Origin of the sequence: Roseomonas sp. TAS13 (genome assembly GCF_001950415.1) — a bacterium.
Taxonomy (GTDB): Bacteria; Pseudomonadota; Alphaproteobacteria; order Acetobacterales; family Acetobacteraceae; genus Roseomonas; species Roseomonas mucosa.
Genome location: NZ_BDLP01000017.1, coordinates 15660 through 30658, shown reverse-complemented (window position 1 = coordinate 30658; position 14999 = coordinate 15660). Strand labels below are relative to the sequence as shown.

The following is a 14999-nucleotide window of genomic DNA, read 5'->3' as shown; positions in this document are numbered from 1 at the left end:
TCGCCTTACGGTGGAGCTGTGCGTAGATGTGATCAAGAGACAGGCGGCGGTGGGCTCGTCCTCGTTCAGGATGCGGCGGATGGAGGCCAGGATGTCCTCCATGTTGGGGTCCTGGCCGGCGGGGCCCTGCGATCCGGACATGCTCACCGTTCCGTCGTGGCGGCGACCGGGGTGTAGTCGCCCAGGCCGATCCAGCGGTCGCGCACCGCCTTGTAATAGGCCGTCATGTCATAGATCTGCACCGGCAGGGCCAGGTCCTTCGCCGTCAGCCGCCCCACCGCCGCCGCAAGAGAGTAGGAAGAGGTCACGTTGCTCGCCAGCGCCTGCACCAGCGCCACGCGGTTGTTCAGCAGCTCCTGCTCCTGGTTCAGCACGTCCAGCGTGGTGCGGCTGCCAACCACGGCTTCGCGCTGCACGCCGTCCAGCGCGATCTCGGCGGCGCGGATGGCGGCGCGGTTGCCCTCGACGGTGGCACGGTTGCTCACCAGCGTTTCCCAGGCGGAGGTGGCCTGCTGGCTGGCCGTGCGGCGCTGGTCGTCCACCACCTGCCGCAGCCGCGAGGCATCCTGCCGCGCCGCGCGCACGGTCGCGTATTCCGACCCGCCCTGGTACAGCGGCACGGTGACGTTGGCGGTGAACTGCCCGCCCGTGAAGCGCGTGCCGTCGGCATTGGAATTGTCGGCGCGGTAGCCCTGGGCCTGCACGCTCGCCTGGGGCAGCAGCGCCGACATCTGCACGTCGATGAAGTCGCGCCCCGCGGCCTCGTCGAACAGCGAGGCCACGACATTCGGGTTGTTGACGGCGGCCATCTGGCTCGCCTCCTGCGAGGAGCGCACCGGCGCCTTCAGCGGCTGCGGCGCGGTCAGCCGGTTCGGCACCATGCCGATGACCTGCTGGAACACCGCCCGCGCGCTCTGCAACTGGCCTTCCGCCGTGGCACGGTTGGCGCGCGCCGCGGAAAGCCGCGATTCCGCCTGAGCGACGTCGGTGCGGGTGATCTCGCCGACCCGGAAGCGCTCGTTGGTCGCGTCGAGCTGGCGCTGCAGCACCTGAACGTTGTTGATGTTCAGGCGCAGTTCCTCGGAATAGAGGATCATGTTGACATAGGCGTTGACCGCCTGCTGCAGCACCTGCTGCTCCGTGGCCAGGAGCCGGGCGCGCTGCGCCAGGACCTGGTTCTCCGCCCGGCGGGTGGAGGCCACGGTGCGGCCGCCGCGATAGATCGGCTGCGTCGCCGTCGCCGCCAGGGTCATCGTGTCGCGGGTGACACGGCTGTAGTAGGAGACGTCGTTCTGCCGGGTCCGGGCCGTGCCCTCGACATAGCCGGCGGCGCCGCTCAGGGACACGGTGGGCCGCCAGCCCGCCAGGGCCTGCGGCACGTTCTCGTCCACCACGCGCAACTGAGCGCGGGCCGTCTGCAGCGTCGGGTTGTTGGCATAGGTCTGCGCCAGGGCTTCCTGCAGCGACTGTGCCTTGGCCGCGGCGGGAAGGGCGAGGGCGGTGGCGAGAGCGAGGGTGAGGCGTCGTGACATCGGCACCGGAACTCCTTGCGCGGGCCCGAAGGCCGGGCGCCCAGGTCTCGAGGGATGGTTTCGCCGGAGCCTAGACCGCCCTGCCTTCCCATGGCCAGAAGAGCCGTCATCCGCAGGGATGGTCGCGGACGGGCGGCGGCGGGGATCGGCGGGAAGGCCGGCGGGCCCTGGCGGGCGGTGAACCGGCCCCGCCTGGCGGGCCCGGTCCGGGCGGGGATCTCCGGCGGGCTTCCCGGCGGGGGTCCCCCCGGGCGCCCGCCGCCGGGCCAAACGGCCCCTGCCGTCAGGCGAAGACGAATCCGGCGGGCGCGAAAAAGCCGGGCAGCCGCTCCGTCTGGCAGTCGAAGGCGGGCACGGCGGAGAAGGCGCCGCCGGTGCGGCGGCCGAGCACAGCACGGCCGGCCTGGCCCTCGGGCCGCAGCACGGTCACGAGTCGCCCGCCCTCGGCGAGCTGCGAGGAGATGGCCTCCGGCACCTGGGGCACCGCCCCTTCGATGAGGATGGCATCATAGGGCGCGGCCTCGGGCCAGCCGGCGGCGAGATCGCCCTGCTCCAGCCGCAGACGCAATCCGGGCAGCCCGCCCAGGGCGTGGCGCGCGATGTCGATCAGGCGCACATCGGATTCCAGCGCGACGACCTCGGCCCCCATCTCGGCCAGGACCGCGGCGCCGTAGCCCGTGCCGGCGGCGACCACCAGCACGCGCTCCCCCGCCCGCGGGTTCAGAAGCTGGACCAGCCGCGCCAGGGCCATCGGCTGCATCAGGAAGCGGCCCTCGCCGAGCGGCAGGTCGCCATCCACCATGGCACGGTCCGCCATGCCCTGTGGCACGAAGCGCTCGCGCGGCAGTGTCAGCATGGCGTCCAGCAACCGCGCGTCGGTCACCTTGTTGGGGCGGACCTGCCCATCCACCATGTAACGGCGCGCCTCGACGTAATCCATGCCGCTTCCGGACCCCCTGCTGGTCGTCTGTGCCGCCGCTTATAGGTCGGCGGGTGCATGTGGCCAAGCCTACAGCCGCGAATGTATCAGCTTACCGCCCCCACCCCCTGGACAGGACGGTGCCCGCCCCGTAGATGGGCGGCGTGGCTCCGTGCCCGAGTGGTCAGGGAGCGGTCTGCAAAACCGTGTACGGCGGTTCGATTCCGCCCGGAGCCTCCACACCACTTCCATCCTGAATACCGGAAAATCAGCCCACTGGGCCTGATTCTTGTTGGTTTGCGCGAAGCGTTGGGCAGGTATTCCGGCGATTTCCGGGTTGTTTGAAAAAATCTGTCCCCTCTGTCTTGCGGGCCCCGCCGCCCTCGGATAGATGAGCCCCACCACGGCGATCCCCGATAGCTCAGCTGGTAGAGCACGCGACTGTTAATCGCTAGGTCGTTGGTTCGAGTCCAACTCGGGGAGCCATCTTTCTCCTTACATCCTGATGCGGCGGCGGTGCGGGAAACTTCCACCGGATCGGGGCATACCCCACGGCTTTCGCTGCCTCGGCATCCCAGGCGCGCGGCACCTCCCCACCTTTCCCCGCGCCCTCCTCCCTCGGCCCCGCCAGGGACCGTCCGCAACGGATGCGGCGCGCGGCTGTTGAACCGGCACTCCCCGGAGGGCCGGTCCGTCCGGGACGCAGCCAGGAAGCCGCCATGCCCAAGCCTGTCCGGAAGGAGGATTTCCCGCCTGCCAGGGTCCGCCGCTACCTCGAACCCGGCCCGATCGTGCTCGTCTCCTCCCACTGGCAGGGGCGGGACAACATCATGACCCTGGGCTGGCACATGATCATGGAGTTCTCGCCCTCCCTGCTCGCCTGCATGATCTCGCGCGGCAACCACAGCCACCGGATGATCCGGGAGAGCGGCGAATGCGTGGTCAACCTGCCCACCACCCGCCTCACCGACGAGGTTGTCGGGATCGGCAACTGCTCCGGGGCGGGGACCGACAAGTTCGCCGCCTTCGGCCTGACCGCCGAGCCGGCCAGGGAAGTCCGGGCGCCGCTGATCGGCGAATGCCACGCCAGCTTCGAATGCCGGCTGCACGACGACGCGCTGGTCGGGAAATACGACCTCTTCGTCTTCGAGGTGGTGAAGGCGCATGTCGCCCCTTCCCCCCGGCATCCGGAAACGCTGCACTATACGGGGGACGGCGTCTTCATGGTGTCGGGCCGGATCATCAGCCGCCGGCCGCTGTTCCGGCCGGAGATGCTCTGACCCGGCGCGGGCGGGTCGCTTTTCGCAGCTGTTTTCTTCGTGTTGTCATGATCCCGGCGCTGGCGCGGCCGGGCCTGTCATGCAGAATCCGGCCATGCTCCGCGAACAGATCCTGACCAATGCCACCCTCGTCCTGCCCGATTGCCTGCTCGACGGCACCATTCTCCTCCGCGACGGGCTGATCGCGGAGATCGCCCCGGGCCGCAGCCAGGCGCCGGGCGCGCTGGACCTGGAGGGCGACCACCTCATCCCTGGCATCATCGACCTGCACACCGACAACCTGGAGCGCCAGGTCCTGCCGCGCGCCGGGGCGCGCTGGCCCTCGCGCTCCGCCATGCTGTCGCACGACGCGCAGACCGCGGCCGCCGGGGTGACGACGGTCTTCGACGCCCTCTGCGTGGGCGACATCAACACGACCGGCGGGCGGCACCGGACCTTTCTGGACGGGGTGGCCGACCTCGCCTCCCTCGGCCTGGCCGGCGTGCTGAAATGCGACCACTTCCTGCATTTGCGCTGCGAGTTGCCGGCTCCGGACATGGACTCGCTGCTGGCCGAGGTCGCCTCCCATCCGCTGCTGCGCTTCGCCAGCCTGATGGACCATGTGCCCGGCGTGGGCCAGTTCGTGGACATGGACCGCTACCGCGCCATGAAGCGGCGGGAGGGGATGAAGGACGCGGAGATCGAGGTGCATATCGAGGCGATGACCGCGCTGCGCACGGCGAATGCCGCCCGCAACCGCGCCGCGCTTCTGGATACGCTGGGCGGGCGGGTTCCGCTGGCCGCGCATGACGACTGGTGCGCCGCCGAGGTCGCCCGGAACCATGCGGACGGCATCCGGGTCAGCGAGTTCCCGGTGAACCACGAGGCCGCCCGCGCCGCCCGCGCGCATGGCATGGACGTCATCGTGGGCGCTCCCAACCTCGTGCGCGGCGGCAGCCATTCCGGCAATGTCGCGGCCATCGACCTGGTGCGCGAAGGGCTGGCGGACTGCATCGCCAGCGACTACGTGCCCCCCGCCATGCTGGAGGCCGCCTGGCGGCTCGGCCTGGGGGAAGGCATCGGCCTCCCCGCCGCGATCGCCCTGGTCACCGCCAACCCCGCCCGCATGGCGCTGCTGGACGACCGCGGCAGGCTGGAGCCCGGGCTGCGGGCCGACATGGTGCGGGTGCGCCCCCTGCCCGCTTCGCTCGCGCCGGCGGGCACCGCGCTGCCCATGGTGCGCTCGGTTTGGTTGGCCGCGGAGCGCATCGCGTGACGCCGCCTTCCGCCGAGACCGCCCGTGTCGCCCTCTACTGGGCGCCCGAGCGCGACGACCCGCTGCACCGCCTCGGCGCCTCCTGGCTCGGGCGCGACCCGGAAACCGGGGCCACGCTGGAACAGCCGCCTGTCCCGGGCTTCGACCTGGCCGAGGCGACGGCGGATGCGCGGCTCTACGGCCTGCACGCCACGCTGAAGGCACCCTTCCGCCTCGCCACCCCCTATGCGGAGTTCCGAGAGGGGGCGATGGCGCTGGCGGCGCACCTGCGCCCCTTCACCCTGCCGCCGCTGGCGCTGGAGAATTTCGGCGGCTTCCTGGCGCTGCGGGAATCGCAGCCCTCGGCGACGCTCCAGGGCTTCTGCGATGCCTGCGTCGAAGCGCTGGACCGCTTCCGTGCCCCGCTGAACGAGGCCGAGATCGCCCGTCGACGCCCGGAACGGCTGGAGCCGCGGCGCCGCGCGCATCTGGAACGCTGGGGCTATCCGGATGTCTTCGGGGACTGGAAGTTCCACGTCACCCTGTCCCGGCGCCTCTCGGAGCCGGAGGTGGCCCTGGTCCGTCCGCTGCTGGAAGGCCATCTGGGCGATGTCCCGGCCCACCCACGCCCGGTGCGGGAGCTCTGCATCTTCACCCAGCGCGCGCCCGGCGCGCCCTTCCTGATCGCGGAGCGGCTGCCGCTGCTCGGCTGAGGCGATTTCGTGCCCCATCCCTGCTGACGCGGCGCGGGGCGCGGGTCTATGACTCGGGGCCATGTTCACCACACGCCCCGAGATCGCCGGCACCTTCGGTGCCGTCGCCAGCACGCACTGGATCGCGAGCCAGGTCGGCATGGCCGTGCTGGAGCGGGGCGGCAACGCCTTCGACGCCGGCGCGGCTGCCGGCTTCACGCTGCAGATCGCCGAGCCGCACCTGAACGGCCCGCTCGGCGACTGCCCGATCATCGTCCATGATGCCGCCACCAGCACGCAGAGCGTGATCTGCGGCCAGGGCGTGGCCCCGGCGGCACTGGATGTGGCGCTGGTGCGGGATTCGCTGGGGCTGGACCTGATCCCCGGTACGGGTCTCCTGCCGGCCATGGTGCCGGGCGCCTTCGATGCCTGGGCCACCATGCTGCGCGACCACGGCACCTGGCGGATCGGCGAGGTGCTGGAATTTGCCATCGGCTATGCCATGCGCGGCATCCACTACGTGCCGCGCATCTGCGCCACGGTGCAGACCATGCGGCCGCTCTTCGAGCAGGAATGGCCGACCAGCGCCGCGCTCTGGCTGCGCGACGGCGGGCCGAAGCCGGGCCGGCTCTGGGCGAACCCGATGCTGGGCGAGACCTACCGGCGCGTGGTGCGCGAGGCCGAGGCCGCCGGCCCGGACCGCGTGGCGCAGATCGATGCCGCCCGCCGCGCCTGGTACGAGGGCTTCGTGGCCGAGGCGATCGACCGCTTCGTGCGCGGGACCGAGGTGCTGGATGCCTCCGGCCGCCGCAACAGGGGCGTGCTGACCGGGCAGGACATGGCGAAGTGGCGCGCCCCGGTGGAGGCGCCCCTCGCCCTGGACTACGGCGATGTGCGCGTCCTGAAATGCGGCGCCTGGAGCCAGGGGCCGACCCTGCTGCAGACCCTCGCCCTGCTGCGCGGCTTTGACCTGGATGCCACCGAGGCCACCGGCGAGGAATTCGTGCATCTGGTGGTGGAGGCGATGAAGCTCGCCTTCGCCGACCGCGAGGCCTTCTACGGCGACCCGGACTTCGCCGCGGTGCCGATGGAGACGCTGCTCTCCGAACCCTACAATGCCGCGCGCCGGGCGCTGATCGGGGCCGGGGCGTCGCTCGATTTCCGCCCCGGCTCGCCGGACGGGATCGCGCCGCGCACCGACTACGCCGCCGCCGTGGCCCGCGCCGAGGCCGCGCACGAGGCGCTGGGCGGGGGCGAGCCGACCGTCTCGCGCCTCGGCGCCTCGGGTGGCGACACCTGCCATGTCGATGTGGTGGACCGCTGGGGCAACATGGTCTCGGCCACGCCTTCGGGCGGATGGCTGCAATCCTCCCCCGCCATCCCGGAGCTGGGCTTCTGCCTCGGCACGCGCGGGCAGATGTTCTGGCTGGACGAGACGCTGCCGAACGGGCTGCGGCCGGGCAAGCGGCCGCGCACCACCCTCTCGCCCTCCATGGCGCTGCGCGACGGCAAGGCGTGGATGAGCTTCGGCACCCCGGGCGGCGAGCAGCAGGACCAGTGGCAGCCGATCATGCTGCTGCGGATGCTGCATCACGGGCTGAACATCCAGCAGGCGATCGACGCGCCGGCCTTCCACACGGAGCACTGGGTCTCCTCCTTCTGGCCGCGCGGCGCGCGCCCGGGGAAGGTGGTGCTGGAAGGCCGCTACGACGCCTCGGTCGCGGCGGCGCTGACGGCGCGCGGGCACAGGGTGGAGGTCGGGCCGGACTGGTCGGAAGGGCGGCTCAGCGCCGTCCGCCGCGAGCCGGACGGGCAGATCCTGGCCGGCGCCAACCCGCGCGGCATGCAGGGCTACGCGGTCGGCCGCTGACGGCTCCCCTGGCGCGTCCCGGCCGGGTGCAAGAGCGGCGGCTGGATCCTGGCGCCCTATCCCCGCGCCGCGTCGGAGCGAAGATAGGCGAGCACGGCTTCCGTCACCATGCGCCGCTGCGACGCCGCATCCGCCGGATCGTCCAGGGCCATGAACGAAGGATCAGCCGAGAGGAAACAAGAATGAGCGGGCCTACAGAACACGAGCCGCATGCCCGGCACCAATCCAAGAAGGCCGCGGCCAGCGGCTGGATCGGCTCTGCGCTCGAATATTATGACTTCTTCATCTATGCCACCGCCGCGGCGCTGATCTTTCCGCAGATCTTCTTTCCAGCCGGCAACCCCACCGTGGCCATCGTCGCCTCGCTCGCCACCTATGGCGTCGGCTATGTCGCGCGCCCGATCGGTGCCTTCGTGCTCGGCCACATGGGCGACACCATCGGCCGCAAGCGCGTCCTGATCTTCTGCATGTTCCTGATGGGCATCTCGACCATGCTGGTCGGCCTGCTGCCCACCTATCATCAGGTCGGCATCCTGGCCCCGGTGCTGCTGGTGATCCTGCGCCTCGTCCAGGGCTTCGCCGTGGCGGGCGAGATCTCGGGCGCCAGTTCCATGATCCTGGAGCACGCGCCCTTCGGCCGACGCGGCTTCTACGGCAGCTTCACCCTGCAGGGCGTGCAGGCGGGGCAGATCCTGGCCGCCGCCGTGTTCCTGCCGCTCGCCCATTACATGCCGGCCGAAGCCTTCCAGAGCTGGGGCTGGCGCATTCCCTTCCTGCTCAGCTTCTTCGTGATCGTGGCCGGCTTCATCATCCGCCGCGAGGTCGAGGAAACCCCCGCCTTCACCGAGGAGGAGAACAGGAGCGGCCCGCCGCGCGCGCCGATCAAGGAGGCCTTCCGCGAGAGCTGGCCCGATATGATCCGCGTCGTCTGCATGGCGCTGATGAACGTGGTCCCGGTCGTGGCCACGGTCTTCGGCGGCGCCTATGCGGTGCAGGCCGCCTACGGGATCGGCTTCCACGCGGATGTCTATCTCTGGATCCCGGTGCTCGGGAACATCCTGGCCGTACTGGTCATCCCCTTCGTCGGCGACCTGTCCGACCGGATCGGCCGCCGTCCGCCGATCCTCGTCGGCTCGCTCGGCGCCGGGCTGCTGTCCTTCGGCTACCTCTATGCCATCAGCATCCACAACGTGCCGATGGCGATCGTCATGTCGCTGTTGATGTGGGGCCTGGTCTACCAGGGCTACAACGCCATCTTCCCGAGCTTCTTTCCGGAGCTCTTTCCGACCCGCACCCGCGTCTCGGCGATGGCGATCTCGCAGAACATCGGCACCACCATCACCGCGCTGCTGCCGGCGCTCTTCGCCGCCATCGCGCCGCCGGGTTCGCCCAATATCCCGCTGACCATCGGGGCGGTCACCCTGGGCATCACCGCCATCGCGGCCATCGCCGCCTATACCGCGCGCGAGACCTACCGGATCCACATGAACGACCTGGGACAGGCGAATGCCCAGCCAGTGGAGAAGGGCCGCTACGACGAACTGCGGCTGCAGTCGATCGACGCGACCCTGGCCAAGGGCTGAAGCGATCCGGCCAGGACGGAAGAGGGCCGGCGGAGTGATCCGCCGGCCCTCTTCCTGTGTTCAGGCCTTGCTCACGCCCCAGAAGAGCGGGAACGGCGCCTTGGCCACACCCTTCAACCCACTCTGCCAAGCGGAATAGCCCAGGAAGAAGCCGGTCGGGACATAGGTCACGAGGTCCATGGAGCCGGCATTGATGGCATCCATCGCCACCTTCTCCGCGGCGAGGTCCGGCGCGTCGAACCAGCGCGCGATATCCGCCTGCACCTTGTCCGACTTCGGCCAGCCGAACCAGGCGCCGTCGCCGCTGGCATCGATGCCCTTGTAGGGGGCCGGGTTGATGCAATCGACGCCGGAATGCCAGGAGAAGAAGATGTTCCAGCCGCCCTGGGACGGCGGCGCCTTGCTGGTGCGGCGGGAGCCGACCGTGCCCCAGTCCAGCGCCTGGTAGTCCACCTGGAAGCCCAGCTTCTTCAGCACCTCCGCCGTCACGTCGCCCTGGGCCTTGGTGATCGGCACGTCGGAGGCGACCAGCATCGTCACCTTGGCCCCGGCATGGCCCGCCTCGGCGATCAGCTTCCTCGCCGCCTCGATCTGGCGCGGCCCCTTCAGCCGCTCCGCCCCGGCCTCGGTGTAGAGCGGCGTGCCGGGGGTGAAGAAGCTCGGCAGGCGCTTCCACAGCGCCTCGTCGTCGCCGACGATGGCGCGCATGTAGTCCTCCTGGTCCACCGCCATCTGGAGGGCGTGGCGCACGCGCACGTCGTCGAAGGGCGGCTGCAGGTGGTTGATCCGCATGGCGCCGATGTTGCCGAGCGGATCGGCGATCCCGACGCTCAGCCCCCGCGCGCCCTTGAGCACCGGCACGAGGTCGGCGATCGGGTTCTCCCACCAGTCGATCTCGCCGCTCTGCAAGGCGCCGGCGGCGGTGCCGGGGTCGGGCATGGTGATCCATTCCACGCGGTCCAGCAGCACCTTCTTGCCGCCCGCCAGCCAGTCGGACGGTTCCTCGCGCGGCTGGTAGTCGGGGCTGCGCTCGAAGACCGCCTTCGACCCGGCCATCCACTCGTCACGTTTGAAGCGGAAGGGGCCGGAGCCGACATATTCCTTGATCTGCTGGAACGGATCGGTCTTCGCGATCCGCTCCGGCATGATCACCAGCAGCGGCGTGTTGCTCTTGCCCAGGGCGAAGAGCAGCTTCGGGAAGGGCTTGTTCAGACGGAAGCGGAAGGTGCGGTCGTCCACCGCCTCCAGCGCGTCCAGCCGGGCCTTGATCATCTGGCCCATCGTGTCGCGGACCATCCACCGGTTGACGCTGGCCACCACGTCGGCGCTGCGCACCGGCTCCCCGTCATGGAACTTCAGGCCGGGACGGAGGTGGAAGGTCCAGGTCCTGAAGCCGTCCGCGACCTCGTGCCCCTCGCACATCTGCGGCTTCGGCTGCAAATCCGCGCCAAGGCCGTAGAGCATGTCGAAGACCATCAGCGCGCCGTTGCGCACCACGAGCTGGGTGCCGGCCACGGCATCGAGGTTCGGCAGGTCGGCCTGGGGCACGAAATGGAGCGTCCTGCTCCCGCCGCTGCCCTGGGCGCGCACGACATGCGGCGTGGCGAGCATGGCCGTGGCCACGGCCACCCCCGTGCCCTTCAGAAGATCCCGACGCTGCATTGCTCTTCTTTCCTCGCGGAACGGAAAACTGCCCAACGACGGGGCAGTCACCGGCAGGATATAGACCAACCGCAGGGAAATGCCCATAGACAAGGCGTTACCGGATGGTTTCCGGCCACCATGCCCAAACCAGGGTCAACTGTCCTGGACACGAGCAATCGGTTTTTCCTCGCCTCCGCCCTTCCCGCGCCGTGCCATGGCGTTCATCTTCCCGCGCGACGGAGGATGCGATGCGCGCGATCTTTGTGATGATCAAATGCGAGATGGGACTGTCCTACCGCGTGGCGCGGGAGATGGTGGACGGCATCCCGGAGCTTTCGGAGATGCACTCGACCTCCGGCCAGTACGACCTGCTGGGAAAGTTCTATCTCGAACCCGGCCAGGATATCGGCCTCTTCGTGGTGGAGCGCGTGCAGACCGTGCCCGGGGTGAAGGACACCTACACGATCCAGACCTTCAACGCTTTCTCGGCCTGAGGCCCGCGCGGCCTCAGCCACCCAGTTCGCGGCGGTAGAGGTCCAGCGTCGCCGCGTCGAAACAGGCGAAGATCACCTCCAGATCCCCGTCCTCCAGCGCCTGGCGCACGGTGGCCACGGCGATCCGCGCCGCCGGGCCCGGCGGATAGCCGTAGATGCCGGTGGAGATCGCCGGGAAGGCGATGCTCCGGCCACCCGCCTGCCGCAACAAGGCGATCGAGTTCCGGTAGCAGGCGGCCAGCAACTCCGCCTCGCCCGAGCCGCCACCATGCCAGACCGGCCCCACCGTATGGATCACATGCCGCGCCGGCAGGCGGAAGCCGGGAGTGATCCGCGCCTCCCCGGTCGGACAAGGTGCCAGCGCCCGCGAGGCGCGGACCAGCTCCGGCCCGGCGGCACGGTGGATCGCCCCGTCAACCCCGCCGCCGCCGGCCAGGGCCCTGTTGGCCGCGTTCACGATGGCATCGACCGCCAGAGTGGTGATGTCCGCCTGTTCCGCCTGCATAGCCACGCCGCGCCTCCTGTCGTGTCTTCCCGGAACCGGGAACCGCGGCGGTGGCCGGCCCGCCGGATGTGTCAATTTCCGCCACTTGGCGATGATTTTTGTTGCACTGCAAAGAGCGTCGGGGCAGGCGAGCACATGATGCTCCGCCACGCCTTTTCCCTCCGGCGGCGCGAACGGAAAGACCGCGCATGAGAACAGCCCCTCCGGCCCAGGGCAGCAGCCTGCCCGCCCTGGCCTCCGTCACGACGCTCTTCTTCGCCTGGGGTTTCGCGACCTCGATCATCGACACGCTGGTGCCGATGGTGCGCTCGGTCTTCTCGCTCAGCTTCACCGAGGCGATGCTCACGCAGTTCGCCTTCTTCCTGGCCTATGGCATCGTGTCCCTGCCGGCCGCGCTGCTGGTCGGGCGGCTGGGCTACCCACGCTCCATCGTGCTCAGCCTGGGCATCATGATCCTGGCCTGCCTGGGCATGCCGCTCGCCACCTCGCTCGGCCATTACAGCCTGGTGCTGGCCAGCCTCTTCGTGCTGGCCTGCGGCATCACCATCCTACAGGTCTCGGCCAATCCGCTCTGCGCCCATCTCGGCCGGCCGGAGGATTCGCATCGCCGCCTGACCTTGTCCCAGGCCTTCAACTCCCTGGGCACGGTGGCCGGCCCCCTGGTCGGTTCCGCCCTGCTGCTGAGCGGCGGTGTCTTCGCGCTGGGCGACGGCGCCACCGGCCCGACCACCGAGCAGGTCGCCCAGTCGCTCCGCCGGATCGACACGCAGTTCCTGGGCATCGCCGCGGGGATCGCCCTGCTGGCCGCCCTGATCTGGGCCATGCGGCGCCAGCTGGAGCGCCATGGCGGCAGGACGGATGAGGACCAGGGCGGCTCGGTGGCCCAGGCCTTCCGCTCCGCCTGGGCCATCTTCGGCGCGGTGGCGCTCTTCCTCTATGTCGGGGCGGAGGTCTCGATCGGCGCCGCCATGATCAACCTGCTGGAACAGCCGCAGATCCTGAACGCCCCGGCGGCCACGGCCGGGCACCTGCTCTCTCTCTACTGGGGCGGCGCCATGGTCGGCCGCTTCATCGGCAGCGCCGTGCTGAGCCGGGTCGAGGCGGGCAAGCTGCTGGCCGCCGTCGCGGCGGTGGCCGGGCTGCTCTGCGTCGCGGTCAGCGGCAGCACGGGCCTGCCGGCGGCGGTCTGCGCCCTGTCGATCGGGCTGTTCAACGCGGTGATGTTCCCGACGATCTTCACCCTGACGCTGGAGCGCTCCTCCGCCCCGCCGGCCGCGACCTCCGGCCTGCTCTGCATGGCCATCGTGGGCGGCGCGGTCGTGCCGCTGGCAACCGGCCTGCTCGCCGACCATGCCGGGCTGAGCATCGCCTTCCTGGTCCCGGCCGCCTGCTATGCCGGAATCGCGATCTTCTCGGTCACCGGGCTGATGACCCGGGCCGGGGCATCCGCCCGGAGGCGCGACGCCGTCGCCACGGCGCACTGAACCGGACGGCCCGGGGGAAAGGGCGCGCCCTCCCCCGGGTTCCGCATCACCCCTCGCCCGGCCTCAGTAACCCAGGGCGATGCCATCCTTGCGCGGGTCGGAGGCGCCGATCAGCACGCCGCGCTCGTGGTCGATCAGGATCGCCTGGCCGCCGCCATGCGGACTGTGGATCGGGCAGCAGGAATGGCCCATGCGCTGCAGCTTCTCCACCAGCTCCATGGGAATGCCCCGCTCCACCTGCACCTTGCCGCCCAGCGGGAAGAGGCGCGGCAGGTCCAGCGCCTCCTGCGGGTTCAGGCCGAACTCGAAGTGGTTGGCGAGGAAGAGCGTCTGGCCCATCGGCTGGAAATGGCCGCCCATCACGCCATAGGGCATGAGCGCGCGGCCGTCCTTCATCACCATGCCGGGAATGATCGTGTGCATGGGGCGCTTGCGCGGCGCGATGCAGTTCGGGTGCCCCTCCTGGAGCCGGAAGCCGAAGCCCCGGTTCTGCAGCATCACGCCGCTCCGCTCCGCCAGGATGCCGGAGCCGAAGCCCTCGAAGAGCGAGTTGATAAAGGAGCAGGCATTGCCGTCCTTGTCCACCACGCAGAGATAGACGGTGTCCTTGTGCCTCGCCCAGTCCGCCTCGCCCGGCGGAGGCAGTTCCGGCAGGGCGCGGTCGTCGCGGATCTGCGCCCGGATCGCGTCGGCATAGGCCCGCGAGGTCAGGTGCCCGACCGGCACCTCGGCCTGGGAAGGATCGGCGAGGAAGGCGTCGCGGTCGCGATAGGCGAAGCGCGCCGCCTCGATATGGCGGTGCATGCGTTCGGCGGAAAGCGGGCCGCCCGGCGGGGCCTCGAAGCCGCCCAGGATGTTCAGCAGCATCAGCACCAGCATGCCGGAGCCGTTGGGCGGGCACTGGTAGACCTCCATGCCGCGCCATTCCGTGCGGATCGGCTCGACGAACTCGGCCACCGCCTGCCCGGCGGAGAAATCCTCCTCCGTATGCGTGCCACCCGCCGCGCGCAGGGTCGCGACCATATCGGCCGCCACGGCACCGGTGTAGAAGCCGGCCGCACCCTGCTTCGCGATCGCCCGCAGCGTCTCCGCCAGCTCCGGCTGGCGGAACACGTCGCCCACGCCATAGGGCTGGCCGTCCTTCAGGAAGCGCCGGGCCGTGGCCGGGTGCTTCCGCAGCTTCTCGGCGGCGAGCTCCCAGTCATGCGCCACGCGCGGCGTGACCGGATGGCCTTCCTCCGCCCACCGGATCGCCGGTTGCAGCACCGCGTCCAGCCCCAGCTTCCCATGCGTGCGGGACAGCAGGTCCCAGGCCGAGACCGCGCCCGGCACCGTCACCGAATGGGCCGAGGTGTTGACCATCGCCGTCAGCCCGGTGGCGCGCAGCGCCTCCGGCGTCGCACCGGCCGGGCCGCGGCCCGAACCGTTCAGCGCCACCACCTTGCCGGTGCCGGCCGGGGCGTAGAGGCAGAAGCAGTCGCCGCCGATTCCCGTGCTCTGCGGCTCGATCACCGCCAGCACCGCCGCCGCGGCGATGGCCGCGTCCATCGCATTGCCGCCCGCCCGCAGGATATCGACCGCCGCCAGCGTGGCGGCGGGCATCGAGGTGGCCGCCATCCCATGGGTGGCGATGGCCGGGCTGCGGCCGGGGCGGTGGAAGTCACGGTTCACGGCGGGGAATGCTCCTGGCAACGAGCCTGGCGTCGGGCCGCCGGGATGCGGCCGCGCATGTCACGGCGGACGCTGGCACGGCCCCCGCGCG

Annotated in this window: 12 protein-coding genes and 2 tRNA genes; 9 read left to right on the top strand and 5 right to left on the bottom strand. The window is 70.5% G+C overall.

Annotated elements, in window-relative coordinates:
• Positions 1-143: 143 nt before the first annotated feature.
• The gene (locus tag ROTAS13_RS03055; RefSeq protein ID WP_019459876.1) at positions 144-1532 is read right to left on the bottom strand and encodes a TolC family outer membrane protein; all 1389 of its coding nucleotides are present in this window, start codon (positions 1530-1532) and stop codon (positions 144-146) included.
• A 283-nt stretch (positions 1533-1815) separates the two neighbouring features.
• On the bottom strand, positions 1816-2472 hold the full coding sequence (locus ROTAS13_RS03050; RefSeq protein ID WP_075821517.1) for a protein-L-isoaspartate O-methyltransferase: 657 nt from the start codon (positions 2470-2472) through the stop codon (positions 1816-1818).
• Positions 2473-2617: 145 nt separating this feature from the next.
• On the opposite strand from ROTAS13_RS03050, the gene ROTAS13_RS03045 reads away from it, so the two are divergent.
• From ROTAS13_RS03045 to ROTAS13_RS03015, 7 genes are all read left to right on the top strand, one after another.
• Positions 2618-2691 (top strand) — tRNA-Cys (locus ROTAS13_RS03045).
• A gap of 170 nt (positions 2692-2861) precedes the next feature.
• Positions 2862-2937: transfer RNA gene (locus tag ROTAS13_RS03040), tRNA-Asn, on the top strand.
• A gap of 233 nt (positions 2938-3170) precedes the next feature.
• Positions 3171-3731, top strand: a complete 561-nt coding sequence (locus ROTAS13_RS03035) for a flavin reductase family protein (RefSeq protein ID WP_075821516.1) — start codon at positions 3171-3173, stop codon at positions 3729-3731.
• 94 nt (positions 3732-3825) lie between these two features.
• Positions 3826-4986 carry an alpha-D-ribose 1-methylphosphonate 5-triphosphate diphosphatase gene (locus tag ROTAS13_RS03030; RefSeq protein WP_075821520.1) on the top strand — a complete coding sequence of 387 codons (1161 nt, stop codon included), beginning with the start codon at positions 3826-3828 and terminating at the stop codon, positions 4984-4986.
• Positions 4983-5678 (top strand): DUF1045 domain-containing protein, encoded by a 696-nt coding sequence (locus ROTAS13_RS03025; protein WP_075821515.1) that lies wholly within the window; start codon positions 4983-4985, stop codon positions 5676-5678. The genes ROTAS13_RS03030 and ROTAS13_RS03025 overlap by 4 nt, the downstream gene beginning before the upstream one ends.
• 61 nt (positions 5679-5739) lie before the next feature.
• Positions 5740-7527 (top strand): gamma-glutamyltransferase family protein, encoded by a 1788-nt coding sequence (locus tag ROTAS13_RS03020; protein ID WP_019459881.1) that lies wholly within the window; start codon positions 5740-5742, stop codon positions 7525-7527.
• A 182-nt stretch (positions 7528-7709) separates the two neighbouring features.
• Positions 7710-9110, top strand: coding sequence for an MFS transporter (locus ROTAS13_RS03015; protein ID WP_075821514.1), 1401 nt, complete (start codon positions 7710-7712; stop codon positions 9108-9110).
• 60 nt (positions 9111-9170) lie between these two features.
• Here the strand turns inward: ROTAS13_RS03015 and ROTAS13_RS03010 are convergent, their stop codons facing one another.
• Positions 9171-10772 (bottom strand): ABC transporter substrate-binding protein, encoded by a 1602-nt coding sequence (locus tag ROTAS13_RS03010; RefSeq protein WP_075821513.1) that lies wholly within the window; start codon positions 10770-10772, stop codon positions 9171-9173.
• Between the two features lie 230 nt (positions 10773-11002).
• Between ROTAS13_RS03010 and ROTAS13_RS03005 the strand changes: the two genes are divergently transcribed.
• A complete protein-coding gene (locus ROTAS13_RS03005; protein ID WP_019459885.1) occupies positions 11003-11248 on the top strand; it encodes an Lrp/AsnC ligand binding domain-containing protein in 246 nt (81 codons plus the stop codon).
• Positions 11249-11261: 13 nt separating this feature from the next.
• Here ROTAS13_RS03005 and ROTAS13_RS03000 read toward each other — a convergent pair whose 3' ends face one another.
• Positions 11262-11753 (bottom strand): O-acetyl-ADP-ribose deacetylase, encoded by a 492-nt coding sequence (locus ROTAS13_RS03000; RefSeq protein ID WP_075821512.1) that lies wholly within the window; start codon positions 11751-11753, stop codon positions 11262-11264.
• Between the two features lie 188 nt (positions 11754-11941).
• On the opposite strand from ROTAS13_RS03000, the gene ROTAS13_RS02995 reads away from it, so the two are divergent.
• Entirely contained in the window at positions 11942-13237 is a 1296-nt protein-coding gene (locus ROTAS13_RS02995; RefSeq protein ID WP_075821511.1) for a sugar MFS transporter, read from the top strand.
• A gap of 63 nt (positions 13238-13300) precedes the next feature.
• Here ROTAS13_RS02995 and ggt read toward each other — a convergent pair whose 3' ends face one another.
• Entirely contained in the window at positions 13301-14854 is a 1554-nt protein-coding gene (ggt, locus tag ROTAS13_RS02990) for a gamma-glutamyltransferase (protein ID WP_075821519.1), read from the bottom strand.
• Positions 14855-14999 lie beyond the last annotated feature (145 nt).

Bases quoted from the DNA above. Each gene is read 5' to 3' on its own strand.
- ROTAS13_RS03055 (WP_019459876.1), bottom strand. From the start codon at position 1,532: ATGTCACGACGCCTCACCCTCGCTCTCGCCACCGCCCTCGCCCTTCCC.
- ROTAS13_RS03050 (WP_075821517.1), bottom strand. From the start codon at position 2,472: ATGGATTACGTCGAGGCGCGCCGTTACATGGTGGATGGGCAGGTCCGC.
- ROTAS13_RS03035 (WP_075821516.1), top strand. From the start codon at position 3,171: ATGCCCAAGCCTGTCCGGAAGGAGGATTTCCCGCCTGCCAGGGTCCGC.
- ROTAS13_RS03030 (WP_075821520.1), top strand. From the start codon at position 3,826: ATGCTCCGCGAACAGATCCTGACCAATGCCACCCTCGTCCTGCCCGAT.
- ROTAS13_RS03020 (WP_019459881.1), top strand. From the start codon at position 5,740: ATGTTCACCACACGCCCCGAGATCGCCGGCACCTTCGGTGCCGTCGCC.
- ROTAS13_RS03015 (WP_075821514.1), top strand. From the start codon at position 7,710: ATGAGCGGGCCTACAGAACACGAGCCGCATGCCCGGCACCAATCCAAG.
- ROTAS13_RS03010 (WP_075821513.1), bottom strand. From the start codon at position 10,772: ATGCAGCGTCGGGATCTTCTGAAGGGCACGGGGGTGGCCGTGGCCACG.
- ROTAS13_RS03005 (WP_019459885.1), top strand. From the start codon at position 11,003: ATGCGCGCGATCTTTGTGATGATCAAATGCGAGATGGGACTGTCCTAC.
- ROTAS13_RS03000 (WP_075821512.1), bottom strand. From the start codon at position 11,753: ATGCAGGCGGAACAGGCGGACATCACCACTCTGGCGGTCGATGCCATC.
- ROTAS13_RS02995 (WP_075821511.1), top strand. From the start codon at position 11,942: ATGAGAACAGCCCCTCCGGCCCAGGGCAGCAGCCTGCCCGCCCTGGCC.
- ggt (WP_075821519.1), bottom strand. From the start codon at position 14,854: ATGGCGGCCACCTCGATGCCCGCCGCCACGCTGGCGGCGGTCGATATC.